The following is a 25,815-nucleotide window of genomic DNA, read 5'->3' as shown; positions in this document are numbered from 1 at the left end:
CGACAGGAAATAGAAAAATTTCCTGCGGCCGGTTACGCACTCAATACTCAATCACAGGTTGTTATCATGGCATATAAAAATAAACTCTATGCGTTCGCCTTATTGGCGATATCCCCGCTGTCGATGGCGCAAGACTGGAACGGTACGGTATTAGGGTTTGAAGCTCCGCCGGAGCCTGTGCTGGGCGAAATGCTCGGCATACGTAAAATCCTTAACGATAACGGTTTTACCTATAACCTCGGATACCTGAATGAAATTGGCTGGAACGGCGGTGGCGGATATAACCACGACTCCCACGTGGCCTATATTGACCAGTTCGCGCTGACCTTCAACCAGGACCTGGAGCGCTGGACCGGTATCCCGGACGCGCGTATCGAGGGGAACATCGTCAACCGCAACCACAATGACGATCTCACCACCAAACGCGTGCAGGACCCGCGCGTCAACTTCAACGATCTGACCCAGGAGAGCTGGGGCGGGCAGTCGATTACCCGTCTGGGCTGGCTGACCTTTGCCCGCAGCTTTGACGACCGGCGTCTGACCTGGCGCATCGGGATGATGAACAAGGTGCAGACCTTCGATCAAATTATCCCCTGTGATTTTCAGCTGCTGTCCCAGTGCGGCGGAAAGTCAGCCAACTCGCTCACCTGGAACAACTGGAACGTCCACACCTGGGGAACCACGCTTGCGTATAAATTAACGCCGACGCTGACCTTAAAAGGCGGCGTGATGGAGCAGAATCCGCAGGCCGCCAGCCGCAGCCATGCCTGGAGCTGGTCGACGAAGGGCAGCAAAGGGGTCTTACTGCCGGTTGAAATCGAAGCGCGTCCGCTGATTAACGGCCTGCCGGGCGCGTACAACCTGGGCGTGGTGTTTACCAACGCGCCGCAAACCGATCTCTATCGCGGCAAATCCGGCGGGGCGGGCGCGACGGACCCGGACGGATTCGATACCCACAACCGGACCTGGTTCATGTACGCCGGGCTGAACCAGCAGCTTACGCAGCATCAGGATGACCCGAATCGCGGGTTGAGCACCTCGTTCAGCATGAGCCTTGCGGATCAGAGCACTAACTACATGCATCAGGTTTATGCCGCCTCGCTGCGCTACCGCGGGCTGTTTGATGCGCGACCGGAAGACTGGATTGGCTTTGGCTTAACCTGGATTGATATGAGCAGCCAGTACGCCCGCAACCAGCGTTACCTGAACAGCCTGAGCGGCGTGAGCGACTACAACAATCCGGCCTGGCACCCGGTGCCGGGCCATTCCCTGAACGGCGAGTTTTACTACCGCTTTCGTCCGGTGTCATGGCTTGAACTGCAGCCGGGCATTCAGTACTGGCACCATCCCGGCGGGGTCAGTCGCACCCAGGATGCCTGGGTCACCGAGCTGAAAACGGTGGTGACCTTCTGATATCACCGTAGCAAGTTCGATCCGCGTCACGTTTCTGACGCGTGACGCATTGAGGCTACGAATGAAACTGTTAGAGTGCCAGGACTGGATTGTTACTGCTTAGGCAGGCAAAACCTGATTTTCTGGCATCTGCCGGAGGTCAGGTTTTTTTGTTTCTGGGGTTCAGATGAAAATCGCCAAGATACTCAATAATAACGTGGTGGTTGTTCAGGATGAGCGCGGGCGCGAACAGGTGGTGATGGGCCGTGGGCTGGCCTTTCAGAAGCGCGTCGGTGAAGCGCTGGATACCGCGCGGGTTGAAAAGGTGTTTGCGTTACAAAGCGATGAACTGGTGCGTCGGCTTGGAGAACTGCTGAGTCAAATTCCGCTGGAGGTGATGACCACCTGCGACCGCATCATCGGGCTGGCGGCGCAGCGGCTGGGCAAGCTGCAGGAGAGCTTGTATATCACCCTCACCGATCACTGCTACTTTGCGATTGAGCGGCAGAAGAACGGGTTGGCCATCAAAAACGTGCTGCTGTGGGATATTAAACGGCTGTATCCGAAGGAGTTTGAGTTAGGGCAGGAGGCGCGGGCCATTATCGCCAGACGCCTTAACGTCGAACTGGAGGAGGATGAGGCCGGTTTTATCGCGCTGCATCTGGTTACCGCGCAGCTGAACAGCGAAATGCCGGAGGTGATGCACGTGACGCGGGTGATGCAGGAGATCCTGCAGCTGGTGAAGTATCAGCTGCAGCTTGAGTATGACGAAGAGTCGCTCAGCTATCAGCGTTTTGTCACCCACCTGAAGTTTTTTGCCCAGCGGATGCTCACCCGCACCGTGGTGGAAGATGACGATGTCTCGCTGCATACGGCAGTCAAAGACAACTACGCGAAAGCGTGGAAATGCGCCGAGAAAATCGCACAGCACCTGAACAAAAGCTATCAGCGTGAGCTGACAACCGAAGAAATTATGTTCCTCGCCATTCATATCGAGCGGGTGAGAAAAGAGGGGCGTTAAGCCTCAAAACAGGATTGTTACTGCATCACGCAGGCAAAACCTGAGCGCGGCCTTCGTCAGAAGGTCGTTCTCGGGTTTTTTTATTTTTGTACTCAGTCAACAGGTGCCTGCGGGCATCGGATGTAAGGAAATCGAGATGGAATACCAGGCGTTAGCGAAGGATATTCTCGGCCACGTTGGCGGAAAAGAGAACATCGTCAGTCTTGTGCACTGCGCGACCCGGCTTCGCTTCAAACTGAAAGAGAATCAACAGGCGGATGCGGAAGGGCTCAAGAAAAATCCGGGCGTGATCATGGTGGTCGAAAGCGGCGGCCAGTTTCAGGTGGTGATTGGCAACCACGTTCACGACGTCTGGCAGGCTGTCCGCAATGAAGCAGGCCTGACCGACGACGCCCCTGTCGTGGAAGAGAAGGGCGAAAAGGGGAACCTGCTGGGCCGCCTGATTGATATCGTCTCCGGGATCTTTACCCCGTTTATCGGCATTCTGGCCGCGTCCGGTATTTTGAAGGGGCTGCTGGCGCTGGCCGTGGTCTGCGGCTGGCTCACGACCGAGAGCGGCACGTATAAAATCTGGTTTGCCGCCAGCGATGCGCTGTTTTTCTTCTTCCCGCTGGTGCTGGGCTATACCGCCGGGAAAAAGTTCGGCGGCAACCCGTTTATTACCATGGTGATCGGCGGGGCGCTCACCCATCCGGTGATGATTGCGGCGTTCAACGCCAGCCAGCAGCCGGGCGCGGTATCGGAAGCCTTTTTGGGCATCCCCGTCACGTGGTTCAACTACAGCTCGTCGGTGATCCCGATTATTCTCGCCGCGTGGGTGAGCTGCTGGCTGGAAAAGCAGAGCACCAGGCTGCTGCCTTCCTCGATGAAAAACTTCTTCGCGCCGCTGATCTGTCTTGCCGTGACCGTGCCGCTGACTTTCCTCGTTATCGGGCCGCTGGCGACCTGGCTGAGCCAGATGCTGGCGAACGGCTATCAGACTATTTACGTTCTGGCACCGTGGCTGGCGGGCGCGGCGATGGGCGCGCTGTGGCAGGTCTGCGTTATTTTTGGCCTGCACTGGGGGCTGGTGCCGCTGATGATCAACAACCTGGCGGTGCTGGGGCATGACTCCATGCTGCCCATGCTTTTGCCTGCGGTGTTTGGCCAGGTGGGGGCGGCGCTGGGCATTTTCCTGCGTACCCGCGATGCGCGTCAGAAAATGCTGGCCGGTTCATCCGTGACGGCAGGTATTTTTGGTATCACCGAACCCGCAGTGTATGGCGTAAACCTGCCGCTGCGCCGTCCGTTTATCTTTGGCTGCGTGGCTGGCGCTATCGGCGGGGCGATTGTCGGCTTCAGTGACACCCACGTTTACTCCTTCGGCTTCGCCAATATCTTTACCATCGCCCAGATGATTCCGCCGGGCGGCGTGGACGCCACGCTGTGGGGAGGCATTATCGGCACGGTGGTGGCGCTGGTACTGAGCTGCGGCCTGACGCTGCTCGCCGGTATGCCAGGAAACACCGCGCCAGAGAATGTGGTCTCCGCGGGCGAAAACGATGTGCTATCGCCGATGACCGGTACCGTTCTTGCTCTCGACCAGGTGCCGGATACCACGTTTGCCAGCGGCCTGCTGGGCAGCGGCGCCGCGATTATTCCCTCCGATAACAAAGTGGTTGCCCCGTTTGCCGGTGTGGTGGCTTCGCTGTTCCAGACCAAACACGCCATCGGCCTGCTCAGTAACAGCGGGATTGAAGTGTTGATCCACGTGGGTATCGACACCGTGAAGCTCGACGGCAGGCCGTTTACCGCCCATGTGAAGGTCGGTGACAAGGTGCAGCCCGGCGATCTGCTGCTGGAGTTTGACCGACAGGCGATTATCGATGCCGGATACGACCTGGCGACCCCGATTATTATCAGTAACAGCGACGAGTATCGCGAGGTGGCGACCGTGGCGGCAACGTCCGTCAATGCCGGTGCGCCGTTACTCAGCGTCAGTTATCAATAACAGGAGAACGTGATGAAAACTTTCCCGGACGATTTTTTATGGGGTGGCGCGGTTGCCGCGAATCAGGTAGAGGGTGCGTATCTGGAGGAGGGGAAAGGGCTGTCCACCTCTGACGTTCAGCCGCAGGGTGTCTTCGGCCCGGTAGTTGAGCGCGTCCCTGGGGACAGCGGCATCAAGGATGTCGCCATCGACTTCTATCATCGCTACCCGGAAGACATCAAGCTGTTCGCCGAGATGGGCTTTAGCTGCCTGCGCGTCTCCATTGCCTGGACCCGCATTTTTCCGAACGGTGACGAGCAGCAGCCGAACGAGGCGGGGCTGGCGTTTTACGACCGGTTGTTTGACGAGCTGGCCGCGCACAACATCACGCCGCTGGTGACGCTGTCGCACTATGAAATGCCGTGGGGGCTGGTGAAGCAGTACGGCGGGTGGGGCAGCCGTCAGACTATCGGCTTCTTTGAGCGCTATGCCCGTACCGTGTTTGCGCGCTACAAAGAGAAGGTCAAGCTGTGGCTGACCTTCAACGAGATCAATATGTCTCTGCACGCGCCGATGACCGGCGTCGGTCTGCCGGAAACCAGCAGCAAAGGGGAGGTGTACCAGGCGATCCACCACCAGCTGGTGGCCAGCGCGCTGGCGGTGAAGGCCTGCCATGAGATTATCCCGGATGCCAGAATCGGCAACATGCTGCTGGGCGGCCTGATGTATCCGCTGACCTGCAAGCCGGAAGATGTTCTGGAAACGCTGCAGGAAAACCGCGCGTGGCAATTCTTTGGCGACGTGCAGTGCCGCGGCGCCTACCCGGGCTATATGCAGCGCTTCTTCCGCGACAACGGCATTCAGCTAGAGGTCACGGACGCCGACCGCGAGGCGCTGAAATCTACCGTCGATTTTATCTCCTTCAGCTACTACATGACGGGCTGCGTCACCGCGGATGACGCCCTCAACCAGCAGGCGCGCGGCAATATCCTGAGCATGGTGCCAAACCCGCATCTGGCCAGTTCCGAATGGGGCTGGCAGATTGACCCCATCGGCCTGCGTACTCTGCTAAACGTGCTCTGGGATCGCTATCAGAAGCCGCTGTTTATCGTGGAAAATGGCCTCGGGGCGAAGGATAAACCGGACGCAGACGGCACGGTGCAGGACGACTACCGCATCAGCTATCTCAACGATCACCTGGTGCAGGTGCGGGAAGCCATTGAAGACGGCGTTGAGGTGATGGGCTACACCAGCTGGGGGCCCATCGATCTGGTAAGCGCATCAAAAGCTGAACTCTCTAAGCGCTACGGCTTTATTTACGTCGATCGCGATGACAGCGGGAAAGGCACGCTGGCGCGCAGCCGTAAGAAAAGTTTCTACTGGTATAAAGAGGTTATTGCGACAAAAGGCGCTTCGCTGAAAGTTTAATAAAGCGATCAACCTGACAGGGGATGTTCACCCTGTCGGGTTGATTATTTTTCATTTGCATAATTCAATTTAAATAATAATTTTGGTGAATACTTTTCCGTATATTTAAATCTATGACAATTTACGCATTGCCACGCATTACTAAAAAAATAAAGAGAATCGAGCGTAATTTGCGCCTTTATTTTTTGAGTTTATGGCGTCATGAAACGTTCTCTTATTTTATCTCTGAGTGCTCCCTTCGTTTTTATTCTGGCTGCCTGTGCGCCTGAACATGCCACGGTATCCCCCATTAAAACGCAAACCACGGCGGCGTCGGTGAATACGGTTCTGAATCATCAGGACTGGCCGAAAAATGAGTGGTGGAAAGCATATAACGATCCGGAACTTAACGGGCTTATTGCGAAAGCATTAAGCGATGCGCCGGATATGCAGATTGCCCGTCAGCGCATTACGCTTGCGGAAGCCCAGGCCAAAGCGGCTATGGCTGCCGACGGTCAGCAGATTGATTTTTCAGCGGATGCCGAACGTCAGAAAATGTCCGCCGAGGGGCTGATGGGGCCCTTTGCCATTACCGACCCGGCGGCAGGGACAACCGTGCCGTGGTACACCAACGGCACCTTTGGCCTGACGGCAGGCTGGGATCTCGATCTGTGGGGAAAAAATCGCGCGCAGGTCGAAGCCCGGATTGGCAAAGTGAATGCGCAAAAAGCGGAGCTGGAGCAGACCCGTCAGCTGCTGGCCAGCAGCGTGGCGCGGCTCTACTGGGAGTGGCAAACGCAGGCCGCCGTGGGGGAGGTCCTCGCGCAGATCAAACATGAGCAGGACAATATTATCGGCGCCGACCGCGAGCTGTATCAACACGGCATCACCTCCTCCGTGGAGGGCGTTGAAACGGATATCAACGCCAGCAAAACCGAAGAGCAGCTGGCCGAAGTCAACGGGAAAATGAAAGCCATTGAGGCGCGTCTGGTTGCGCTGACGAACGCCTCCTCCGTGAAGCTGACGCGGCACGCTTTGCCAACGGTGGAAGCCTCGCTACCGTCGACGCTCGGCTATGAACTGCTGGCACGCCGTCCGGATCTGCAGGAGGCGCACTGGTATATCGAAGCCTCCATGAGCGAAGTGGAGGCCGCCCGAGCGGCGTTTTATCCTGACGTGAACCTGATGGCGTTCTTACAGCAGGATGCCCTCCATCTGAGCGATCTGTTCCGTTCGTCCGCGCAGCAGATGGGCGTGACCGCCGGGCTGACGCTGCCGATTTTCGACAGCGGCAGGCTTAACGCCGGGCTGGATATCGCTCAGGCGCAGAACAACCTTTCAGTAGCCAACTACAACAAAGCGGTGGTAGAGGCCGTCAATCAGGTGGCACACACGGCCAGTGAAGTCGAAACGCTGATGGCGAAAAACAGCTAGCAGCAGCAGGTTGAAAAAGATGCGGCACGGGTTGTAGCGCTGGCGCAGGCGCGTTTCAACGCGGGGATCGTTGCGGGCTCCCGGGTCAGTGAAGCCAGAATACCGGCCCTTAAAGAGCACCTCGAAGGACTGCTGCTGAAGGGGCAGTATGTGGACGCCACGCTGCAGCTGACCTCCGCGCTGGGCGGTGGCTATCATCATGGCTAAAAAAGGTCATTAACTATACTTACCTCTTTGCAGTTTTTCAGGAGGTGAGTATGACCAGAGTAGCGATTGTGACCGCATCGGATTCCGGGATCGGTAAAACCACGGCCCTGATGCTGGCAGAGCGCGGGTTTGATATTGGCGTCACCTGGCACTCGGATGAGAAAGGGGCGCTGGAAACCTGCCGTGAAGTCGAAGCGCAGGGGCAGCGCGCGGAGGCTGTCCACCTTGATTTAAGCACCCTGCCGGAAGGCGCTGAGGCCATAGAGACGCTGATTGCGCGCTTTGGCCGGCTGGACGTGCTGGTCAATAATGCAGGGGCGATGACCAAAGCGCCGTTCCTCGAGATGCCGTTTGACGACTGGCGGAATATTTTCACCGTCGACGTGGACGGGGCGTTTCTCTGTTCACAGATAGCCGCAAGGCAGATGGTGAAGCAGGGGGAAGGGGGACGGATTGTGAACATCACCTCGGTGCATGAACACACGCCTCTGCCGCAAGCGAGTGCCTACACGGCGGCTAAACACGCGCTCGGCGGGTTAACCAAATCCATGGCGATGGAGCTGGTGAAGCACAACATTCTGGTGAACGCCGTCGCGCCGGGTGCGATTGCCACGCCGATGAACGACATGGACGACAGCGAAGTGAAGGAAGGCTCCATGCCGGAAATCCCGCTGGCAAGGCCGGGCCACACGAAAGAGATTGCCAGCCTGGTGGCGTGGCTGTGTGACAGCGACGCCAGCTATACAACAGGGCAATCGTTTATCGTCGACGGGGGCTTTATGCTGGCGAACCCGCAGTTTAAGCCGGAGGGATAGATTCCCCTCTCCCTGTGAGAGAGGGTATTTTTAGTTCCCTCTCCCTGTGGGAGAGGGTTAGGGTGAGGGCATCAGGCCGCACTCACTCGTCATCCCGCGTCTTTTCCCGATGCTTCAGCCACAGTCGTACCGCAATCACCGCCACAACCACCAGAATCAACCACGCCCAGTGCTTCAGGTGCTGGTCGAGATTATGCAGCCAGGGCGCAATCACTTCGCCCCCTACATAACCGAGCGTCGTAAAGATCAGCGCCCAGGCAATCGCGCCCACAATATTGAGCGGCAGAAAAATTTTGGGCGGCAGATGGCTGGCGCCAATCAGTATCGGCCCGATAATGCGAAAGCCATACATAAAGCGCGTGCCAATGACGAACAGATAGGGATGACGTTGAATGAGCCGCTGAGCGCGGCGGATTTTCTTCTGATGCTTTGCGAAACGCTTGAGCAGCGTGGGCCCAAAGCGCAGCCCCAGAAAGTAGAGCAGCTGATCGCCTATCATCCCGCCCAGCGCGACCGCGGCAACGACCAGCGGGAACTTCAGTAACCCCTGATGCGCGGCGACGCCCCCTAACAGCGTGATGGTTTCACCTTCTGCCACGCTACCGATGACCAGCGCGGCATAGCCATATTGCTCAATGAGTGCGTTAATATCCATTACGTAACGGTTTTCTCCCTCTGCGTGCCTCGTTTAATCATATACCCCTTGAATCAACGGCGGGGAAATCAACGGAAATTTCCCACTGTACATAAAATAATCTAAAGCCTGCATTATACTTAAGGTATCGCTGACGGGCCGACAACAAGGGGACGCTATGAACCATGTCTGGGGACTTTTCTCCCATCCCGATCGTGAAATGCATGTCATTAAAAGTGAGAACGAAACGGTCTCGCATCATTACACGCACCACGTGCTGCTGATGGCCGCTGTGCCGGTAATATGCGCTTTTATCGGAACGACACAAATCGGCTGGAACTTCGGTGACGGCACCGTGGTTCAGCTTTCCTGGTTTACCGGACTCTATCTTGCCATCATCTTTTATGGCCTGATGCTGGCGGGGGTGGCGGTCATGGGGCGCGTCATTCACTGGATGGCGCGTAACTATCCGCAGCGTCCATCGCTGGCGCACTGTATGGTCTTTGCCGGGTATGTCGCGACCCCGCTGTTCTTAAGCGGTATTGTTGCGCTCTATCCACTGGTCTGGCTGTGCGCGCTGATCGGTACCATTGCCCTCTTTTACACCGGTTATCTGCTGTATCTGGGGGTTCCTACCTTCCTGAATATCAATAAAGAAGAGGGGCTGAGCTTCTCGAGCTCAACGCTCGCCATCGGGGTGCTGGTGCTGGAGGCGTTACTGGCACTGACGGTGATTCTTTGGGGTTATGGATACCGTCTCTTCTGAGTTCACTGCATTGCTGGCGTAAATGCCAGCAATGCAGCATCCGTTCACGATTATCCTCTGGCGACAACGCCCGCTGACGGCTATGATGCCGAGGCCAGCCTGTGTTTATCTAACAACCCAGGCGGTGTACGTCATAACGTGCGTGAATAATTATCAGAAGTCTCACCATGCTGAAATTCCGAGTCTCTTTACTTAGCCTGGCGCTGTTGCTGGGTGCGTCCGCAGTCGTACCGGCCGTCGCCAAAACGCCCGCGGTGACCACCGCTGCTGCTCAGCCGCAAATTGCGTCCGGCAGCGCGATGATTGTCGATCTCAACACCAATAAGGTGATTTACGCCAGCCATCCGGACCTGGTGCGACCGATCGCGTCAATTACCAAATTAATGACCGCGATGGTGGTGCTTGATGCCCATCTGCCGCTGGACGAAAAACTGAAAGTGGATATTAGCCACACGCCGGAGATGAAAGGGATCTACTCCCGCGTGCGGCTGAACAGTGAGATCAGCCGTAAAAATATGCTGCTGCTGGCGCTGATGTCGTCTGAAAACCGCGCGGCGGCGAGCCTGGCGCACCACTATCCGGGCGGCTACGACGCGTTTATCCGCGCGATGAACGCGAAAGCCAAAGCGCTGGGGATGAACAATACGCACTATGTTGAACCGACGGGTCTGTCGATCAACAACGTCTCCACGGCGCGCGATCTGACGAAACTGCTGATTGCCAGCAAACAGTACCCGCTGATTGGTCAGCTCAGTACCACCCGTGAAGAGATGGCGACCTTTGCGAACCCGGCCTATACGCTGCCGTTCCGCAATACTAACCATCTGGTATACCGGGATAACTGGAATATTCAGCTAACCAAAACCGGCTTTACCAACGCGGCGGGACACTGTCTGGTGATGCGCACCGTATTTAACGGTAAGCCGGTGGCGCTGGTAGTGATGGATGCCTTCGGCAAATATACGCACTTCGCCGACGCGAGCCGCCTGCGTACCTGGATTGAAACAGGAAAAGTGCAGCCTGTCCCGGCCGCGGCATTGACGTATAAAAAGCAAAAAGCGGAGCAGATGGCGACGGCGCAGAACGACTGAGCCGTCTGTCAGCGCCGGGTGGCGGCTTTGCCTTACCCGGCCTACAAACACTAAAAACGGTAACCCAGGTTACCGTTTTGCGTTTATTCCGGCAGCGTCCAGTCACCATCGTTGAGCGGGCGCTGCATAATCACCGTATCCCGCCAGTCGCCTTTCTTGTAGCCTACGCTGCGCAGCTGACCGACAATCACAAAGCCATGTTTTTTATGCAGGCGTAACGAGCCGGCATTGTTATTGCCATCTCCTACCACGGCAATCATCTGCCGCCACGGCCCTTGCTCGCAGCGTGCGATCAGCGCATCCATCAGTGCCGTGCCAAAACCGCGCCCGGTGATGCTGGCATCCACGTAAATCGACTCTTCCAGGGTATAGCGGTAGGCGTGTCGCGGTCGGTAAGGGGTGGCATAGCAGTAGCCCACCACAATGCCGCGATACAGCGCGATAAGCCACGGTAAACCGTTCTCCGCCACGCTTTTCATGCGATGACGCATTTCGTCAATAGTCGGGGGGACTTCTTCAAATGACGCGCGCCCGTGAAGCACATGCCAGGCATAGATCGCGGCAATGGCATGCACATCATCGGGACGGGCGTCGCGCACTTCCAGCTCGGTCTCGGATAAAACATCAATAGCCGACATGATGTGCCTGCTCCTCGTTATCGAAGGCCGGAGAAACGTTTCTCCGGCGATAAGCCGTTACTCTATTACGATTAAGGAGCGCTTAACAATCTCTCAAATTTGGCTGTAGGAATTAATCAGACGTTTGCGTTATGTGCTGCTCCGCGTCTGCGCTCTCTTTCCAGTATTTCTTCCGCGTTGTTTTACCGATGCCGGGATTCATGCTGTTTGTAGGGTCATTCTCGCGATAAAACTGCTTAAGTGCGTCAGGGGCTTTATAAAGATGTCCGACGTTGTGTTCCGCAGGATATTGTGCGCCGCGTTCACGCAGAAGGGCGAGCATCTGCTCCTTCAGTTCATGTGCATCGACCCCTTTCTTGACGATGTAATCCTGATGGAAGACATAGCACATAAAGTGGCCGTAATAGAGCTTGTGCACCAGCTTGCTGTCGATTTCCGGCGGCAGGTGTTCAAACCACTCGGTGTCGTTACGCCGCAGGGCGATATCGAGCGCCAGAATATCTTCCACCTCTTCGGAATGTACCGCCTGATATCGGATGGCGGCCCCTGCGGCGGCAAAGCGGTGCAGGAAGGCTTTGCTGCCCTCTTCAGGCGTACAGGCAAAGAAATCCCCTTCGGCGGTTTTAAAGAATTCGGTCAGCCAGGCCTGCGCTTCGGCGATCCCGTCTCCGGCCATTTTCAGCAGCAGGTGATGTTCGTACCTGTCGCGCCAGGTTTTCATCCTCTCCGGCAGATGCGCCGGGAAAACGTTGCCCAGCTTCTGCATAAAGCGGTCGGTGAAGTGGGGTTTGAACAGCGACACTTTCTCCAGCATCGCGTCGGTACGGCCCTTCATGGTGAAGAAGAACGGCATTTTGTCGGTGCCGAGCTTGTCGATCATCAGGAACGTGTCTTTGCCGTAGCGCTCGGCGATGTCGTAAATGTCCCGGTGCATGTATTCGCCCGCCACCGGCAGGTGGGTGAATTCGCCCAGAATATGGCGACGGATCTCCGTCAGAACCTCAGGCTGGTTGGTGCCGATGTAGAATACCTGCTGCTTTTTCTCGGCCGGGAAGGTGTCGAGACGCACCGCAAAAACGGCCAGCTTGCCCGCGCAGCCGGAGGATTCAAACAGGCGATCCGGGTCGGCGTTATAGCGCGCCGGCGTATCGGCATTGATATCCCGCACGCGGGTCACGTAGTCATGATCGTGCGCATGGCGACCGTCGTGCTGAACGTCTTCGTCCTTCACGCGATCGTCGTCGAGCTTGCTGAGGATCTGTTCTGGCGTGACGCCGAGATCGATTCCCAGGTGGTTCACCAGCGTCAGCTTGCCGTTTTCGTCAATACGGGCAAACAGGGACATCTCGGTATAGGCGGGGCCGCGCTGCACCAGCGAGCCGCCAGAGTTATTGCAGATCCCACCGACCACCGAGGCGCCAATGCAGGAGGAGCCGATCACCGAGTGCGGTTCGCGGCCCAGCGGCTTAAGCGCTTTCTCGAGGGAGTAGAGCGTGGTGCCCGGGAACGCGAGCACCTGCTCGCCCTTGTCCAGCAGGTGCAGCTTGTCGAGGCGCAGGGTGCTGATAATCACGATGTCACGATCGTAATCGTTGCCGTTCGGCGTGGAGCCTTCGGTCAGGCCGGTGTTGGCCGCCTGCATTAAAATAATCTTGTCGGCGGCGACGCAGGCGCTCAGGACGCGCCACAGCTCCAGCAGCGTGCCGGGGAAAACCACCGCCAGCGCCTCGCCCTGACCGGAGCGGAAGCCCTTGCGGTAGCGGGCGGTTTTAGCCGGGTCGGTAAGCAGGTGAGAGGAGCCAACCAGGCGCGACAGTTCGTTAATAAAGGTTTTGTTATCGTCAGTTCGAACAGAAGACATCTTCCACTCCTTGTGGTGGGGCAAATTTCTCGCTGTAAAGCATAGCGCGATTAACTGTTAAGCGGTCGAGTATTCACGAGAAAAATCAGAGAATAACCCTGCAACGATCGGAGGGTTTGTGGCACACTGCGCTTTTCGCACGGTATGGCCGAGATCGTCCGGCGGTTATTGATGAGAGAGTAAAACGACATGAAATGGCTATGTTCTGTAGGTGTCGCCGTCAGCCTGGCGCTGCAACCTGCGCAGGCAGAGGATTTGTTTGGCAATCACCCGCTCACGCCTGAAGCGCGGGACGCGTTTGTCACGGAATTGCTCAAGAAAATGACGGTCGATGAGAAAATCGGCCAGCTGCGTCTGATCAGCGTCGGCCCGGATAACCCGAAAGAGGCCATCCGCGAGATGATCAAAGACGGGCAGGTAGGGGCCATCTTTAATACCGTCACCCGCCAGGACATCCGCAAGATGCAGGACCAGGTGATGGATCTCAGCCGCCTGAAAATTCCCCTGTTCTTTGCCTATGACGTGGTGCACGGCCAGCGTACCGTCTTCCCCATCAGCCTCGGCTTAGCGTCTTCCTTTAACCTCGACGCGGTGAAAACCGTCGGGCGCGTGTCGGCTTATGAAGCGGCGGACGACGGGCTGAACATGACCTGGGCGCCCATGGTGGACGTCTCGCGCGATCCGCGCTGGGGCCGCGGCTCGGAAGGCTTTGGTGAAGATACGTATTTAACCTCCACGATGGGTAAAACCATGGTGGAAGCGATGCAGGGCAAAAGCCCGGCGGACCGCTACTCGGTAATGACCAGCGTCAAGCACTTTGCGGCCTACGGCGCGGTGGAGGGCGGTAAAGAGTACAACACCGTCGACATGAGCCCGCAGCGCCTGTTCAACGACTACATGCCGCCGTACAAGGCAGGGCTGGATGCGGGCAGCGGCGCGGTGATGGTGGCGCTGAACTCGCTGAACGGCACGCCTGCAACATCTGATTCCTGGCTGCTGAAAGACGTGCTGCGCGACCAGTGGGGCTTTAAGGGCATCACCGTTTCCGACCACGGCGCGATTAAAGAGTTGATCAAACACGGGACCGCCTCCGATCCGGAAGACGCGGTGCGCGTCGCGCTCAAGTCCGGCATCAACATGAGCATGAGCGACGAGTATTACAGCAAGTACCTGCCGGGGCTGGTGAAGAGCGGCAAGGTGACGATGGCGGAGCTGGACGATGCCACCCGTCACGTGCTGAACGTGAAATACGACATGGGGCTGTTTAACGATCCTTACAGCCACCTGGGTCCGAAAGACTCCGACCCGGCAGATACCAACGCTGAAAGCCGCCTGCACCGCAAAGAGGCGCGTGACGTCGCGCGCGAAAGCCTGGTGCTGCTGAAGAACCGCCTCGACACGCTGCCGCTGAAAAAATCCGGCACCATTGCCGTGGTGGGTCCGCTGGCCGACAGCAAGCGCGACGTCATGGGCAGCTGGTCTGCCGCGGGCGTGGCTGACCAGTCCGTGACCGTGCTGACCGGTATCAAGAGTGCCGTCGGTGAAAACGCCAAAGTGATTTACGCCAAAGGGGCGAACGTCACCAACGATAAAGACATCGTGACCTTCCTCAACCAGTACGAGGAAGCGGTGAAGGTCGATCCGCGCACGCCGAAGGAGATGATTGACGAAGCGGTGAACGCCGCGAAGCAGTCTGACGTCGTTGTTGCGGTCGTGGGTGAAGCGCAGGGTATGGCGCACGAAGCCTCCAGCCGTACCGATATCACCATTCCACAGAGCCAGCGCGATCTGATCGCCGCCCTGAAAGCTACCGGCAAGCCGCTGGTGCTGGTGCTGATGAACGGTCGTCCGCTGGCGCTGGTGAAAGAGGACCAGCAGGCTGACGCCATTCTGGAAACCTGGTTCGCCGGTACCGAAGGCGGTAACGCCATCGCCGACGTGCTGTTTGGCGATTACAACCCGTCGGGCAAGCTGCCGATGTCCTTCCCGCGCTCCGTCGGGCAGATCCCGGTTTACTACAGCCACCTGAATACCGGTCGCCCGTATAACGCCGACAAGCCGAACAAGTACACCTCTCGCTACTTCGACGAAGCTAACGGCCCGCTCTATCCGTTTGGTTACGGCCTGAGCTACACCACCTTCAAGGTCTCCGACGTGAAAATGTCGGCGCCGACCCTGAAGCGTGACGGCAACGTCACCGCCAGCGTTGAGGTGACCAACACCGGCAAGCGCGAAGGGGCTACGGTGATCCAGATGTACGTGCAGGATGTCACCGCGTCGATGAGCCGTCCGGTGAAACAGCTGCGCGGCTTCGAGAAGGTCACGCTGAAGCCGGGGGAAACCAAAACCATCAGCTTCCCGATCGACGTGGATGCGCTGAAGTTCTGGAACCAGCAGATGAAATACGATGCGGAACCGGGCAAATTTAACGTCTTTATCGGCGTGGACTCCGCCCGCGTGAATAAAGGCGAGTTCGAGCTGCTGTAACCTTTCCCTCCTTTGCCTCCCCCCGTCCTGCGGGGGAGGCGTCTTACCTTATGCTAAAAAGGCATTTTGACGGTTAATTCCGCCGTTTTAAGCTACGCTTTTCTCTCAAGCCTCTGAAAAAGGCAGCAAAAAAATGAGGATAGCGGAATGACGATTGCAAAGGGGATGTTGGGATCTGCGGTGTTACTGGCGGCGCTGAGCCTGCCGTTACAGGCGGCGGAGCCGGTAAAAGTGGGTTCGAAGATCGATACCGAAGGCGCGCTGCTCGGCAATATTATTTTGCAGGTGCTGGAAAGCCACGGCGTGAAAACGGTCAATAAAGTTCAGCTCGGCACCACGCCCGTCGTGCGCGGCGCGATTACCTCCGGCGAGCTGGATATCTACCCGGAATACACCGGCAACGGCGCATTCTTCTTCAAAGATGAAAACGATCCGGCATGGAAAAACGCCAAAGCCGGGTATGAGAAAGTCAAAAAGCTGGACGCGGAACAGAACAAACTGGTCTGGCTGACCCCGGCACCGGCCAACAATACCTGGACTATCGCCGTGCGCAAGGACGTGGCGGAGAAAGGGAAGCTGACTACCCTGGCGGATCTCAGCCGCTACCTGAAAGAGAAGGGCGACTTTAAGCTTGCGGCGTCGGCGGAGTTCATCGAGCGTCCTGACGCGCTGCCCGCGTTTGAAAAAGCCTACGACTTCAAGCTCGACCAGGCGCAGCTGCTCTCGCTGGCGGGCGGGGATACCGCGGTGACCATCAAAGCGGCGGCACAGCAAACTTCCGGCGTTAACGCGGCCATGGCCTACGGCACCGACGGCCCGGTGGCGGCGCTTGGCCTGCAGACCCTGACCGATCCAAAAGGTGTACAGCCAATTTACGCGCCGACCCCGGTGGTGCGTGAGGCGGTGCTGAATGCGTACCCGGACATTGCAGAATGGCTCAAACCGGTCTTCGAAAAGCTGGATGAAAAAACGCTGCAGCAGCTGAATGCCAGCATTGCCGTCGAGGGGCTGGATGCCAAAAAAGTGGCCGCCGACTTCCTGAAACAACAAGGGCTTGTGAAGTAACGGGAAAAGGCTGTGCCAATAAAATGTCATAACCGCGTCCTGCTGCTGCTGGCCTGCGTGGCCATCGCGGCGGTCGCGTTACCGTTTGTCAACGTTGCCCCAAACCGCCTGATGTCGGGGGAGGGAAAAGCGCTCTGGCAGGTCTGGTCGTTTACGCCGGGGTGGCTGGCGGCGGCGCTGGGCGCGTGGGTGATCCTGTCGCTCTGGCAGGGACGCCTGGCCCAGTGGCTGACGCTGCTTCTCTCTGAAGGGCTGTTTATCCTCCTGTTCTGGAGCGCCGGGCTGGCGGCGACGCATATGGCCTCGGCGGAAAGTCCGCTGGCGAGAACCACTATCGGCAGCGGCCTGTGGCTGTGGCTGGCGCTCTGCCTGCTGGCCTGCAGCGATGCGATTCGTCGACTCATCCCCAGCGCCGTCTGGCGATGGGTGCTCAACGCGCAGATATGGTGTATTCCTTTACTCCTGCTGTTCAGCGGGGAGCTGAACAACCTCTCGCTGTTAAAAGAGTACGCCAACCGTCAGGAGGTGTTTGATGATGCCCTCGCGCAGCACCTGACGATCCTCTTCGGTACGCTCTTTCCGGCGCTTCTGGTTGGGATCCCCCTTGGCATGTGGTGCTATCGCCATCCTTCACGCCAGGGCGGGGTTTTTACCGTGCTCAACGTTATCCAGACTATTCCTTCCGTCGCGCTGTTTGGCCTGCTGATTGCGCCGCTGGCCGGGCTGGTGAAGTCGTTTCCGGCGCTGGGAATGCTGGGAATAGCCGGAACGGGATTAACGCCCGCGCTTATCGCGCTGGTGCTGTATGCCCTGCTGCCGCTGGTACGCGGCGTGGTCGCAGGCTTAGGCCAGGTCGCACCTGACGTGCTGGAAAGCGCCCATGCGATGGGAATGAGCGCGCGGCAGTGTTTCTGGAAAATTCAGCTGCCGCTGGCGCTGCCCCTGCTGCTGCGTAGCCTGCGGGTGGTGGCGGTCCAGACCGTCGGCATGGCGGTGATTGCGGCGCTGATTGGCGCGGGCGGCTTTGGCGCGCTGGTCTTCCAGGGGCTGCTGAGCAGTGCCCTGGATCTGGTGTTATTGGGCGTGGTGCCCACGATTGCGCTGGCGGTGGTCGTCGACGCACTGTTTGCCTTATGGCTCGCGCTGCTCGGGAGAAGAGCCAATGATTGAATTTCATGATGTCAGTAAAACCTTTGCCGGTCGCCCGGCGGCGAGCCACCTGAACCTGAACTTTGCCGAGGGGGCGTTTTCCGTGCTGATAGGCACCTCCGGGTCGGGCAAATCCACCACCCTGAAGATGATCAACCGGCTGGTGGAGCATGACAGCGGGCTGATCCGCTTTGCCGGGGAAGAGATCCGCAGCCTGCCGGTGCTGGAGCTGCGCCGTCGGATGGGCTATGCCATTCAGTCCATCGGCCTGTTTCCGCACTGGACGGTGGCGCAGAACATCGCCACCGTGCTGCAGCTGGAGAAATGGTCACGGACGAAAATCGCCGAACGTGTTGATGAACTGATGTCTCTGCTGGGGCTAGAGCCCGCGCTGCGCGACCGCTATCCGCACCAGCTTTCCGGCGGGCAGCAGCAGCGCGTGGGCGTGGCGCGCGCGCTGGCGGCCAACCCGCAGGTGCTGCTGATGGACGAACCCTTCGGCGCGCTGGATCCGGTCACGCGCGGGGCGCTGCAGGCGGAGATGACCCGCATTCACCGCATTCTCGGACGCACGATCGTACTCGTGACGCACGATATTGATGAAGCCCTGCGCCTGGCCGACCATCTGGTGCTGATGGATCATGGCGAAGTGGTGCAGCAGGGCTCGCCGCTTGAGCTGTTAACCTGGCCGAAGAATGACTTTGTGCGCGAGTTTTTTGGCCGCAGCGAATTGGGCGTCAGGCTGCTCTCCCTGCGAACGGTGAGCGACTATATGCGTCGGGAGGCGGCGCCGGTGAGCGGCGAACCGCTGCAGGCGCAGATGAGCCTGCGGGATGCGCTCTCCGCGTTTGTCGCGCGCCAGTGCGAAGTATTGCCCGTTTCTGATGCCCGGGGCGCGCCGTGCGGCACCTTACACTTTCGCGATCTGCTGGCCGGGGAGGTGACGCGTGAAGGCACTGCGTGATCCGCTTCTCTGGCTGGTAGCGCTCTTTGTCGGCTTACTGTTTCTGATGCCCCACAGCGCGGCGCTGTTTAACAGTCTCTTTCCCGGGCTGCCGCGGCCGGTGTATCAGCAGGAGAGCTTCATTAATCTCGCCCTGGCGCATCTCTGGCTGGTGGCGCTCTCAAGCGCCATCGCGGTTGTGCTGGGCGTGGGGGCGGGCATCGCGGTCACGCGGCCCGCAGGCCGGGAGTTTCGCCCGCTGGTGGAGACGATTGCGGCCATCGGACAGACGTTTCCCCCGGTGGCGGTGCTGGCGATAGCGGTGCCGGTGATGGGCTTTGGCCAACAGCCTGCCATCATTGCGCTGATTCTGTACGGCGTATTGCCGGTGCTGCAGGGCACGCTGGCGGGCCTCGCGGCGGTACCTGCGTCCGTGCTGAGCGTGGCGGAAGGGATGGGGATGAGTCGCGGTCAGCGGCTACGCAAGGTTGAACTGCCGCTAGCGGCACCGGTTATCATTGCCGGGATCCGCACGTCGGTCATCATTAACATCGGGACGGCGACCATTGCGTCGACGGTCGGCGCTAATACGCTGGGCACGCCGATCATTATCGGCTTAAGCGGGTTTAATACGGCGTATATTGTGCAGGGAGCGCTGCTGGTTGCGCTGGCGGCAATCGTCGTCGATCGCGCTTTTGAGCGGCTGGCGCTGTACCTCAGCCGACACCGCCGCGAACAATAAACGAGTACCCTGCCAGCATCACGCCGCCGATACCGCTTACGGCCATCAGGACAAAAAGGGTAATAATGGCCAGTTTGGTTGCCTTCATCATGTGCTCCTGTTGTTAACGGAACAATTATACGGTGAAGCGCAGCTGTTAATGAACCATTAAATGCCGTTATGGCTCATCCGGACCAAGGGAATAGACCGGGTAACCATTTTCACGCCATTCTGTCAGCAGCTGTTGCTGCGAGGCGGACGGCACTTCGCCACACCAGACCAGCAGGGTCTGGCCGTCGAAAAACTCAGGTCTGAGCTGCGCCAGCGAGTGCGCCAGAACATCCACGCGCCAGCCCTTTTGGGTGGCTATCCACGCTTCCAGCCACAGGCGGGTGGTGTCGTGTACGTTCCAGCCCACCACCAGCGCATCTTTTCCGGCTTTGTTCTTCGCTGAGGCAAGGCAGACGGCAATGTAGTTGATCAGCACGCCGTCGAGCATGCTGAGCAGCGCCTGCAGGGTGGACTGCTGGCACTGCAGGCGTCGCCGGAGTGGAATGAAAAGATGGGATATCAGCGTCTGCGCCGGATAATCGCGACCCTGCTCTTTTATCCATCCACGCAGGCGCTGCAGGTTGCCCGCCTGCAGGAGCCGCAGCAGGGTTTCCTGTTGTTCGCGCCAGAGATGTTGCGTATCCGGGTCGTCGTGGCTCAGCAGGGACTTCACTTTCCCAACCTGCACGCCGTTGTCGATCCAGCTTTTGATTTCGCGAATGCGGTCGATATCGTCATCATTAAAAAGGCGATGCCCACCGTCGGTCCTCTGCGGTTTGAGTAATCCATACCGTCGCTGCCACGCCCGTAGGGTAACGGGATTGATATCACAAAGGAGTGCCACTTCACCGATCGTGTAAAGCGCCATATTCGCCCCCTGGCTTACGCGTCCCCAGCTTAACTGTAGACCCACTTTGCCGAACCAGGAAGAATTGATTGTTTTTTACGCAAATAATGCGAAGCGTATGCGATATTCTGAAAAAGGTGTGATAACGGGCACGATTTTGCGCTTTTTTGGGATGCTTCAAAGAAAGTTGAGCCGCATCCGTGTATGTTACGCGTTTTTTAGCGTGTGCGGTTTTGAGTATGTACGAGTTTAACCTGGTGCTGCTGTTGCTTCAGCAGATGTGCGTGTTTCTGGTCATTGCCTGGCTGATGAGCAAAACGCGCCTGTTTATCCCGCTGATGCAGGTCACCGTCCGTCTGCCGCACAAATTCCTCTGCTACGTCGTATTTTCCATATTCTGCATTATGGGGACCTGGTTTGGTCTTCATATCGAAGACTCTATTGCCAATACGCGCGCTATCGGCGCGGTGATGGGCGGGCTGCTCGGCGGTCCCGTCGTCGGGGGGCTTGTCGGTTTAACCGGGGGGCTGCATCGCTATTCCATGGGCGGGATGACGGCGCTGAGCTGTATGATCTCCACGATCGTTGAAGGGCTTCTCGGCGGTCTGGTGCACAGCTATATGATCAAGCGCGGTCGCCCGGACAAGGTATTTAGTCCGCTCACCGCCGGTGCCATTACCTTTGTGGCCGAAATGGCGCAGATGGCGATCATTCTGCTGATTGCCCGTCCGTTTGAGGATGCGCTGCACCTGGTCAGCAGCATTGCCGCTCCGATGATGGTGACCAATACCGTGGGCGCGGCGCTGTTTATGCGCATCCTGCTCGACAAGCGCGCCATGTTTGAGAAGTACACCTCGGCCTTTTCCGCCACGGCGCTGAAGGTTGCCGCCTCGACGGAAGGGATCCTGCGCCAGGGGTTCAACGAAGAGAACAGCATGAAGGTGGCCCAGGTGCTCTACAAGGAGCTGGATATCGGCGCGGTGGCGATAACCGATCGGGAAAAGCTGCTGGCCTTTACCGGTACGGGCGACGATCACCATCTGCCGGGCAAGCCGATCTCCTCAGCCTATACGCTGCGCGCCATCGAAACCGGCGAGGTGGTGTATGCCGACGGTAACGAAGTGCCTTACCGCTGTTCGCTGCATCCCCAGTGCAAGCTGGGCTCCACGCTGGTGATTCCGCTTCGCGGCGAGAATCAGCGGGTGATGGGCACCATCAAGCTGTATGAGGCGAAAAACCGTCTGTTCAGCTCCATCAACCGCACGCTGGGGGAGGGGATCGCCCAGCTGCTGTCCGCGCAAATCCTCGCCGGGCAGTATGAGCGGCAGAAAGCCCTGCTGACGCAGTCGGAGATTAAGCTGCTGCATGCGCAGGTCAATCCGCATTTCCTGTTCAACGCCCTCAATACGCTCAAAGCGGTGATCCGCCGCGACAGCGATCAGGCCGCGCAGCTGGTGCAGTTTCTGTCGACCTTTTTCCGCAAGAACCTGAAACGGCCGTCGGAGATCGTGACCCTCGCCGATGAGATTGAGCACGTGAATGCCTATCTGCAGATTGAGCAGGCGCGTTTCCAGTCGCGTCTGCAGGTGTCGCTCTCCGTGCCGGACGAGCTGGCGTATCAGCATCTTCCGGCCTTTACCCTGCAGCCGATTGTCGAAAACGCCATTAAGCACGGTACATCACAGCTGCTGGGAAGGGGGGAGATAACCATTGCCGCCAGCCGATTCAACCATCACCTGGTGCTGGATATTGAAGATAATGCCGGGCTTTATCAGCCTTCCGCCTCCGGCGGATTAGGGATGAGCCTGGTGGATAAACGCCTGCGCGCCCATTTTGGCGATGACTGTGGCATTACCGTCGCCTGCGAGCCCGACCGATTTACCCGTATTACCCTACGACTGCCGCTGGAGGAAAACGCATGTTAAAAGTGCTGATTGTGGATGACGAGCCGCTGGCACGGGAAAACCTGCGCGTTCTGCTGCAGGAGCAGCCGGATATTGAGATTGTGGGGGAGTGCGCCAACGCCATTGAGGCTATCGGCGCGGTGCACAAGCTGCGCCCGGACGTGCTGTTCCTTGATATTCAGATGCCCCGCATCAGCGGGCTGGAGATGGTCGGCATGCTTGACCCGGACCATCGTCCCTACATCGTGTTTCTGACGGCGTTCGACGAATATGCCGTTAAGGCCTTTGAGGAGCATGCGTTTGATTATTTACTCAAGCCGATTGAAGAGAAGCGTCTGGATAAAACGCTCACCCGTTTACGCCAGGAGCGCACCGTGCAGGACGTCACGCTGCTGGCGGAGAACCAGCAGCCGCTGAAGTTTATCCCCTGCACCGGGCACAGCCGGATCTATCTTCTGCAGATGGATGATGTGGCCTTTGTCAGCAGCCGCCTGAGCGGGGTATTTGTTACCAGCGCGGAAGGGAACGAAGGGTTTACCGAGCTGACCCTGCGCACGCTGGAGAGCCGCACGCCGCTGATTCGCTGTCACCGCCAGTACCTGGTGAATATGGCGCATCTGAAGGAGATCCGCCTGGAAGATAACGGCCAAGCCGAGCTGGTGCTGCGCGCCGGGCAAACCGTCCCGGTCAGCCGCCGCTACCTGAAGAGTTTGAAAGAGGCGATTGGGCTGTAAAGCTGGTACACTGCGCGCCATTGCATCATCGACATTCGAAGGCACTATGCTAAGTAACGATATTCTTCGTAGCCTGCGCTACACCCTGAAAGCGAACAATAACGACATGGTGCGCATTCTTGCGCTTTCCGACATGGAATCCACGTCTGCCAGTTTTGACACGTGGATGACCAAAGAAGACGAAGAGGGGTTTGTCCGCTGCCCTGATATCATTCTGTCGGGCTTCCTGAACGGCCTGATTTACGATAAGCGCGGCAAAGATCCGGCCGCGCCAGAGCTGGCGCTGGAGCGTCGGGTGAACAACAACACGGTGCTGAAAAAGCTGCGTATCGCGTTCTCGCTGAAAACGGACGATATCGTGGCGATCATGACCGAGCAAAAATTCCGCGTATCCGTGCCGGAAGTGACCGCCATGATGCGCGCACCGGATCATAAAAACTACCGCGAGTGCGGCGACCAGTTCCTGCGTAATTTCCTGCGCGGGCTGACCCACCGGGTACATCACCCGAAGGCGTGATGTTTAGCCGGGTGGCGGCTTCGCCTTACCCGGCCTACAAAACCCGTAGGCCCGTGCAGGCGTAGCGCCGCCGGGCAAAAAAAAGCCGGAGATAATCTCCGGCTTTTTTGTTATTTCACCTGCTGGCCCGGCTTCGCGCCTTCGTCAGGGCTTAACAGAAAGATATCTTTCCCGCCAGGGCCTGCGGCCATCACCATCCCCTCAGAGATGCCGAAGCGCATTTTGCGCGGCGCCAGGTTCGCCACCATCACGGTCTGACGGCCGATCAGCACCTGCGGATCCGGATAGGCAGAGCGGATCCCGGAGAAGACGTTGCGCTTCTCGCCGCCCAGATCCAGCGTCAGGCGCAGCAGCTTGTCAGAGCCGTCCACGAACTCCGCGTTCTCGATCAGCGCCACGCGCAGGTCGACTTTGGCGAAATCGTCAAAGGTAATGGTTTCCTGAATCGGATCGTCCGCCAGCGGGCCGGTGACCGGTGCCGCAGCTGCCTTCACCTCTTCTTTAGAGGCTTCCACCAGGGCTTCAACCTGCTTCATCTCGATGCGGTTGTACAGCGCTTTGAAGGTGTTGACCTTGTGGCCGAGCAGCGGCTGCTGAATAGCATCCCAGGTCAGTTCGGTGTTCAGGAACGCTTCAGCGCGGGCTGCCAGCTGCGGCAGAACCGGCTTCAGCCAGGTCATCAGCACGCGGAACATGTTCAGACCCATGGTGCAGATCGCCTGCAGGTCGGCGTCACGGCCTTCCTGTTTCGCGACCACCCACGGGGCCTGCTCGTCCACATAGCGGTTGGCAACGTCGGCCAGCGCCATGATTTCGCGAATCGCTTTACCGAATTCACGGCTTTCCCAGGCTTCGCCAACCGCAGCGGCGGCATCGGTGAAGGTTTTATACAGCGCCGGATCGGCCAGTTCGGCAGAAAGCACGCCGTCAAAGCGCTTGGCAATAAAGCCCGCGTTACGGGACGCCAGGTTCACCACCTTGTTCACGATGTCCGCGTTCACGCGCTGCACGAAATCTTCCAGGTTCAGGTCGATATCGTCGATGCGGGAAGAGAGCTTCGCGGTGTAGTAGTAGCGCAGGCTGTCCGCGTCGAAGTGGTTCAGCCAGGTGCTGGCCTTGATGAACGTCCCGCGGGACTTGGACATCTTGGCGCCGTTCACCGTCACGTAGCCGTGAACAAACAGGTTGGTTGGCTTGCGGAAGTTGCTGCCTTCCAGCATGGCCGGCCAGAACAGGCTGTGGAAGTAAACGATGTCTTTGCCGATGAAGTGGTACAGCTCGGCGGTAGAGTCTTTCTTCCAGTATTCGTCGAAGCTGACGGTGTCGCCACGCTTGTCGCACAGGTTCTTGAAGGAGCCCATGTAGCCGATTGGCGCGTCCAGCCAGACGTAGAAGTATTTGCCCGGTGCATTCGGGATTTCGAAGCCGAAATACGGCGCATCGCGGGAGATATCCCACTGCTGCAGGCCGGATTCGAACCACTCCTGCATCTTGTTCGCTACCTGCTCCTGCAGCGCGCCGCTGCGGGTCCATGCCTGCAGCATTTCGCTGAAGGACGGCAGGTCGAAGAAGAAGTGCTCTGAGTCACGCATCACAGGCGTGGCGCCGGAAACCACGGATTTCGGCTCGATAAGCTCGGTTGGGCTGTAGGTCGCGCCGCACACTTCGCAGTTATCGCCGTACTGGTCCGGGGATTTACATTTCGGACAGGTGCCTTTGACGAAGCGGTCCGGCAGGAACATGCCTTTTTCCGGATCGTACAGCTGAGAGATGGTGCGGTTTTTGATAAAACCGTTCTCTTTCAGACGGGTGTAGATCAGCTCCGACAGCTCGCGGTTTTCGTCGCTGTGCGTGGAGTGATAGTTGTCATAGCTGATGTCAAAGCCAGCAAAATCGGTCTGATGCTCCTGACTCATTTCGGCAATCATCTGCTCCGGGGAGATCCCCAGCTGCTGCGCTTTCAGCATGATCGGCGTGCCGTGGGCATCGTCCGCACAGATGAAGTTAACCTCGTGGCCGCGCATTCGCTGGTAACGGACCCAGACATCAGCCTGGATATGCTCCAGCATGTGGCCGAGGTGGATTGAGCCGTTGGCGTACGGCAGTGCGCACGTTACCAGAATTTTCTTCGCGACTTGAGTCATAGTAGGCATTACTTCTTT

Annotated in this window: 20 protein-coding genes and 2 pseudogenes; 16 read left to right on the top strand and 6 right to left on the bottom strand. The window is 58.2% G+C overall.

The annotated features are described in order from the left end of the window. Window positions 1-123 precede the first annotated feature (123 nt). From FHC48_RS11355 to FHC48_RS11330, 6 genes and pseudogenes are all read left to right on the top strand, one after another. Complete coding sequence (locus tag FHC48_RS11355; RefSeq protein ID WP_229020423.1) at window positions 124-1,413, top strand: carbohydrate porin; 1,290 nt, start codon at window positions 124-126, stop codon at window positions 1,411-1,413. 166 nt (window positions 1,414-1,579) lie between these two features. Continuing rightward, window positions 1,580-2,413 carry a BglG family transcription antiterminator LicT gene (gene licT, locus FHC48_RS11350; RefSeq protein WP_023293816.1) on the top strand — a complete coding sequence of 278 codons (834 nt, stop codon included), beginning with the start codon at window positions 1,580-1,582 and terminating at the stop codon, window positions 2,411-2,413. A gap of 24 nt (window positions 2,414-2,437) precedes the next feature. Beyond that, window positions 2,438-4,403 (top strand): annotated as a pseudogene (gene bglF / locus FHC48_RS11345) (PTS beta-glucoside transporter subunit IIABC). Between the two features lie 12 nt (window positions 4,404-4,415). Next, window positions 4,416-5,810 carry a glycoside hydrolase family 1 protein gene (locus FHC48_RS11340; RefSeq protein WP_059363949.1) on the top strand — a complete coding sequence of 465 codons (1,395 nt, stop codon included), beginning with the start codon at window positions 4,416-4,418 and terminating at the stop codon, window positions 5,808-5,810. Window positions 5,811-6,011: 201 nt separating this feature from the next. Further along, a pseudogene (gene mdtQ, locus FHC48_RS11335) lies at window positions 6,012-7,430 on the top strand (multidrug resistance outer membrane protein MdtQ). 50 nt (window positions 7,431-7,480) lie between these two features. Continuing rightward, window positions 7,481-8,245 (top strand): SDR family oxidoreductase, encoded by a 765-nt coding sequence (locus FHC48_RS11330; protein WP_008500906.1) that lies wholly within the window; start codon window positions 7,481-7,483, stop codon window positions 8,243-8,245. A gap of 82 nt (window positions 8,246-8,327) precedes the next feature. Here FHC48_RS11330 and FHC48_RS11325 read toward each other — a convergent pair whose 3' ends face one another. After that, window positions 8,328-8,900, bottom strand: coding sequence for a DedA family protein (locus FHC48_RS11325; protein ID WP_059363947.1), 573 nt, complete (start codon window positions 8,898-8,900; stop codon window positions 8,328-8,330). Between the two features lie 157 nt (window positions 8,901-9,057). On the opposite strand from FHC48_RS11325, the gene FHC48_RS11320 reads away from it, so the two are divergent. After that, window positions 9,058-9,645: a Yip1 family protein gene (locus FHC48_RS11320; protein WP_008500904.1), complete on the top strand. Its 588-nt coding sequence runs from the start codon at window positions 9,058-9,060 to the stop codon at window positions 9,643-9,645. Between the two features lie 167 nt (window positions 9,646-9,812). After that, entirely contained in the window at window positions 9,813-10,736 is a 924-nt protein-coding gene (pbpG, locus tag FHC48_RS11315) for a D-alanyl-D-alanine endopeptidase (RefSeq protein ID WP_023293820.1), read from the top strand. Between the two features lie 83 nt (window positions 10,737-10,819). Here pbpG and FHC48_RS11310 read toward each other — a convergent pair whose 3' ends face one another. Then, a complete protein-coding gene (locus FHC48_RS11310; RefSeq protein ID WP_008500902.1) occupies window positions 10,820-11,374 on the bottom strand; it encodes a GNAT family N-acetyltransferase in 555 nt (184 codons plus the stop codon). 112 nt (window positions 11,375-11,486) lie between these two features. Next, window positions 11,487-13,235 carry a D-lactate dehydrogenase gene (gene dld, locus FHC48_RS11305; RefSeq protein WP_039025043.1) on the bottom strand — a complete coding sequence of 583 codons (1,749 nt, stop codon included), beginning with the start codon at window positions 13,233-13,235 and terminating at the stop codon, window positions 11,487-11,489. Between the two features lie 189 nt (window positions 13,236-13,424). Here dld and bglX point away from each other — a divergent pair, with 189 nt between their 5' ends. The 5 genes from bglX to FHC48_RS11280 all read left to right on the top strand — a co-directional run bounded on the left by bglX (window position 13,425) and on the right by FHC48_RS11280 (window position 19,621). Beyond that, window positions 13,425-15,722, top strand: coding sequence for a beta-glucosidase BglX (bglX, locus tag FHC48_RS11300; protein WP_059363945.1), 2,298 nt, complete (start codon window positions 13,425-13,427; stop codon window positions 15,720-15,722). A 147-nt stretch (window positions 15,723-15,869) separates the two neighbouring features. Next, window positions 15,870-16,787, top strand: a complete 918-nt coding sequence (locus tag FHC48_RS11295; protein WP_059363944.1) for an ABC transporter substrate-binding protein — start codon at window positions 15,870-15,872, stop codon at window positions 16,785-16,787. 12 nt (window positions 16,788-16,799) lie between these two features. Next, window positions 16,800-17,957: an ABC transporter permease gene (locus FHC48_RS11290; protein ID WP_023293823.1), complete on the top strand. Its 1,158-nt coding sequence runs from the start codon at window positions 16,800-16,802 to the stop codon at window positions 17,955-17,957. After that, window positions 17,950-18,900 (top strand): ABC transporter ATP-binding protein, encoded by a 951-nt coding sequence (locus FHC48_RS11285; RefSeq protein WP_021241488.1) that lies wholly within the window; start codon window positions 17,950-17,952, stop codon window positions 18,898-18,900. Before FHC48_RS11290 ends, FHC48_RS11285 begins: the two co-directional genes overlap by 8 nt. After that, complete coding sequence (locus FHC48_RS11280) at window positions 18,884-19,621, top strand: ABC transporter permease (protein WP_008500896.1); 738 nt, start codon at window positions 18,884-18,886, stop codon at window positions 19,619-19,621. Before FHC48_RS11285 ends, FHC48_RS11280 begins: the two co-directional genes overlap by 17 nt. On the opposite strand, the gene FHC48_RS11275 is transcribed toward FHC48_RS11280, so the two are convergent. Together FHC48_RS11275 and mlrA are read right to left on the bottom strand one after the other, a co-directional pair. Continuing rightward, window positions 19,596-19,709, bottom strand: a complete 114-nt coding sequence (locus FHC48_RS11275) for a protein YohO (protein WP_008500895.1) — start codon at window positions 19,707-19,709, stop codon at window positions 19,596-19,598. The two genes, FHC48_RS11280 and FHC48_RS11275, sit on opposite strands and share 26 nt — an antisense overlap. 69 nt (window positions 19,710-19,778) lie before the next feature. Further along, entirely contained in the window at window positions 19,779-20,519 is a 741-nt protein-coding gene (mlrA, locus tag FHC48_RS11270) for an HTH-type transcriptional regulator MlrA (RefSeq protein ID WP_008500894.1), read from the bottom strand. Window positions 20,520-20,737: 218 nt separating this feature from the next. Between mlrA and FHC48_RS11265 the strand changes: the two genes are divergently transcribed. From FHC48_RS11265 to FHC48_RS11255, 3 genes are read left to right on the top strand one after another with little or no spacing between them, the layout of a single operon-like run. Beyond that, the gene (locus tag FHC48_RS11265; RefSeq protein WP_032622865.1) at window positions 20,738-22,423 is read left to right on the top strand and encodes a sensor histidine kinase; all 1,686 of its coding nucleotides are present in this window, start codon (window positions 20,738-20,740) and stop codon (window positions 22,421-22,423) included. Continuing rightward, a complete protein-coding gene (btsR, locus tag FHC48_RS11260; protein WP_008500892.1) occupies window positions 22,417-23,136 on the top strand; it encodes a two-component system response regulator BtsR in 720 nt (239 codons plus the stop codon). Before FHC48_RS11265 ends, btsR begins: the two co-directional genes overlap by 7 nt. A 46-nt stretch (window positions 23,137-23,182) precedes the next feature. Then, window positions 23,183-23,653 (top strand): DUF1456 family protein, encoded by a 471-nt coding sequence (locus FHC48_RS11255; protein WP_008500891.1) that lies wholly within the window; start codon window positions 23,183-23,185, stop codon window positions 23,651-23,653. Between the two features lie 110 nt (window positions 23,654-23,763). On the opposite strand, the gene metG is transcribed toward FHC48_RS11255, so the two are convergent. Beyond that, window positions 23,764-25,797 carry a methionine--tRNA ligase gene (metG, locus tag FHC48_RS11250; protein ID WP_008500890.1) on the bottom strand — a complete coding sequence of 678 codons (2,034 nt, stop codon included), beginning with the start codon at window positions 25,795-25,797 and terminating at the stop codon, window positions 23,764-23,766. Window positions 25,798-25,815 lie beyond the last annotated feature (18 nt).

Origin of the sequence: Enterobacter sp. EC_50 (assembly GCF_019584525.1) — a bacterium.
In the GTDB taxonomy this organism is placed as follows: Bacteria; Pseudomonadota; Gammaproteobacteria; order Enterobacterales; family Enterobacteriaceae; genus Enterobacter; species Enterobacter roggenkampii.
Note: the sequence above shows the minus strand (reverse complement) of the source record. Positions and strands in the feature narration are given on the sequence as shown.

Coding starts and splice junctions, on each gene's coding strand:
- FHC48_RS11355 (WP_229020423.1), top strand. CDS start 124: ATGGCGCAAGACTGGAACGGTACGGTATTAGGGTTTGAAGCTCCGCCG.
- licT (WP_023293816.1), top strand. CDS start 1,580: ATGAAAATCGCCAAGATACTCAATAATAACGTGGTGGTTGTTCAGGAT.
- FHC48_RS11340 (WP_059363949.1), top strand. CDS start 4,416: ATGAAAACTTTCCCGGACGATTTTTTATGGGGTGGCGCGGTTGCCGCG.
- FHC48_RS11330 (WP_008500906.1), top strand. CDS start 7,481: ATGACCAGAGTAGCGATTGTGACCGCATCGGATTCCGGGATCGGTAAA.
- FHC48_RS11325 (WP_059363947.1), bottom strand. CDS start 8,900: ATGGATATTAACGCACTCATTGAGCAATATGGCTATGCCGCGCTGGTC.
- FHC48_RS11320 (WP_008500904.1), top strand. CDS start 9,058: ATGAACCATGTCTGGGGACTTTTCTCCCATCCCGATCGTGAAATGCAT.
- pbpG (WP_023293820.1), top strand. CDS start 9,813: ATGCTGAAATTCCGAGTCTCTTTACTTAGCCTGGCGCTGTTGCTGGGT.
- FHC48_RS11310 (WP_008500902.1), bottom strand. CDS start 11,374: ATGTCGGCTATTGATGTTTTATCCGAGACCGAGCTGGAAGTGCGCGAC.
- dld (WP_039025043.1), bottom strand. CDS start 13,235: ATGTCTTCTGTTCGAACTGACGATAACAAAACCTTTATTAACGAACTG.
- bglX (WP_059363945.1), top strand. CDS start 13,425: ATGAAATGGCTATGTTCTGTAGGTGTCGCCGTCAGCCTGGCGCTGCAA.
- FHC48_RS11295 (WP_059363944.1), top strand. CDS start 15,870: ATGACGATTGCAAAGGGGATGTTGGGATCTGCGGTGTTACTGGCGGCG.
- FHC48_RS11285 (WP_021241488.1), top strand. CDS start 17,950: ATGATTGAATTTCATGATGTCAGTAAAACCTTTGCCGGTCGCCCGGCG.
- FHC48_RS11275 (WP_008500895.1), bottom strand. CDS start 19,709: ATGAAGGCAACCAAACTGGCCATTATTACCCTTTTTGTCCTGATGGCC.
- mlrA (WP_008500894.1), bottom strand. CDS start 20,519: ATGGCGCTTTACACGATCGGTGAAGTGGCACTCCTTTGTGATATCAAT.
- FHC48_RS11265 (WP_032622865.1), top strand. CDS start 20,738: ATGTACGAGTTTAACCTGGTGCTGCTGTTGCTTCAGCAGATGTGCGTG.
- btsR (WP_008500892.1), top strand. CDS start 22,417: ATGTTAAAAGTGCTGATTGTGGATGACGAGCCGCTGGCACGGGAAAAC.
- FHC48_RS11255 (WP_008500891.1), top strand. CDS start 23,183: ATGCTAAGTAACGATATTCTTCGTAGCCTGCGCTACACCCTGAAAGCG.
- metG (WP_008500890.1), bottom strand. CDS start 25,797: ATGACTCAAGTCGCGAAGAAAATTCTGGTAACGTGCGCACTGCCGTAC.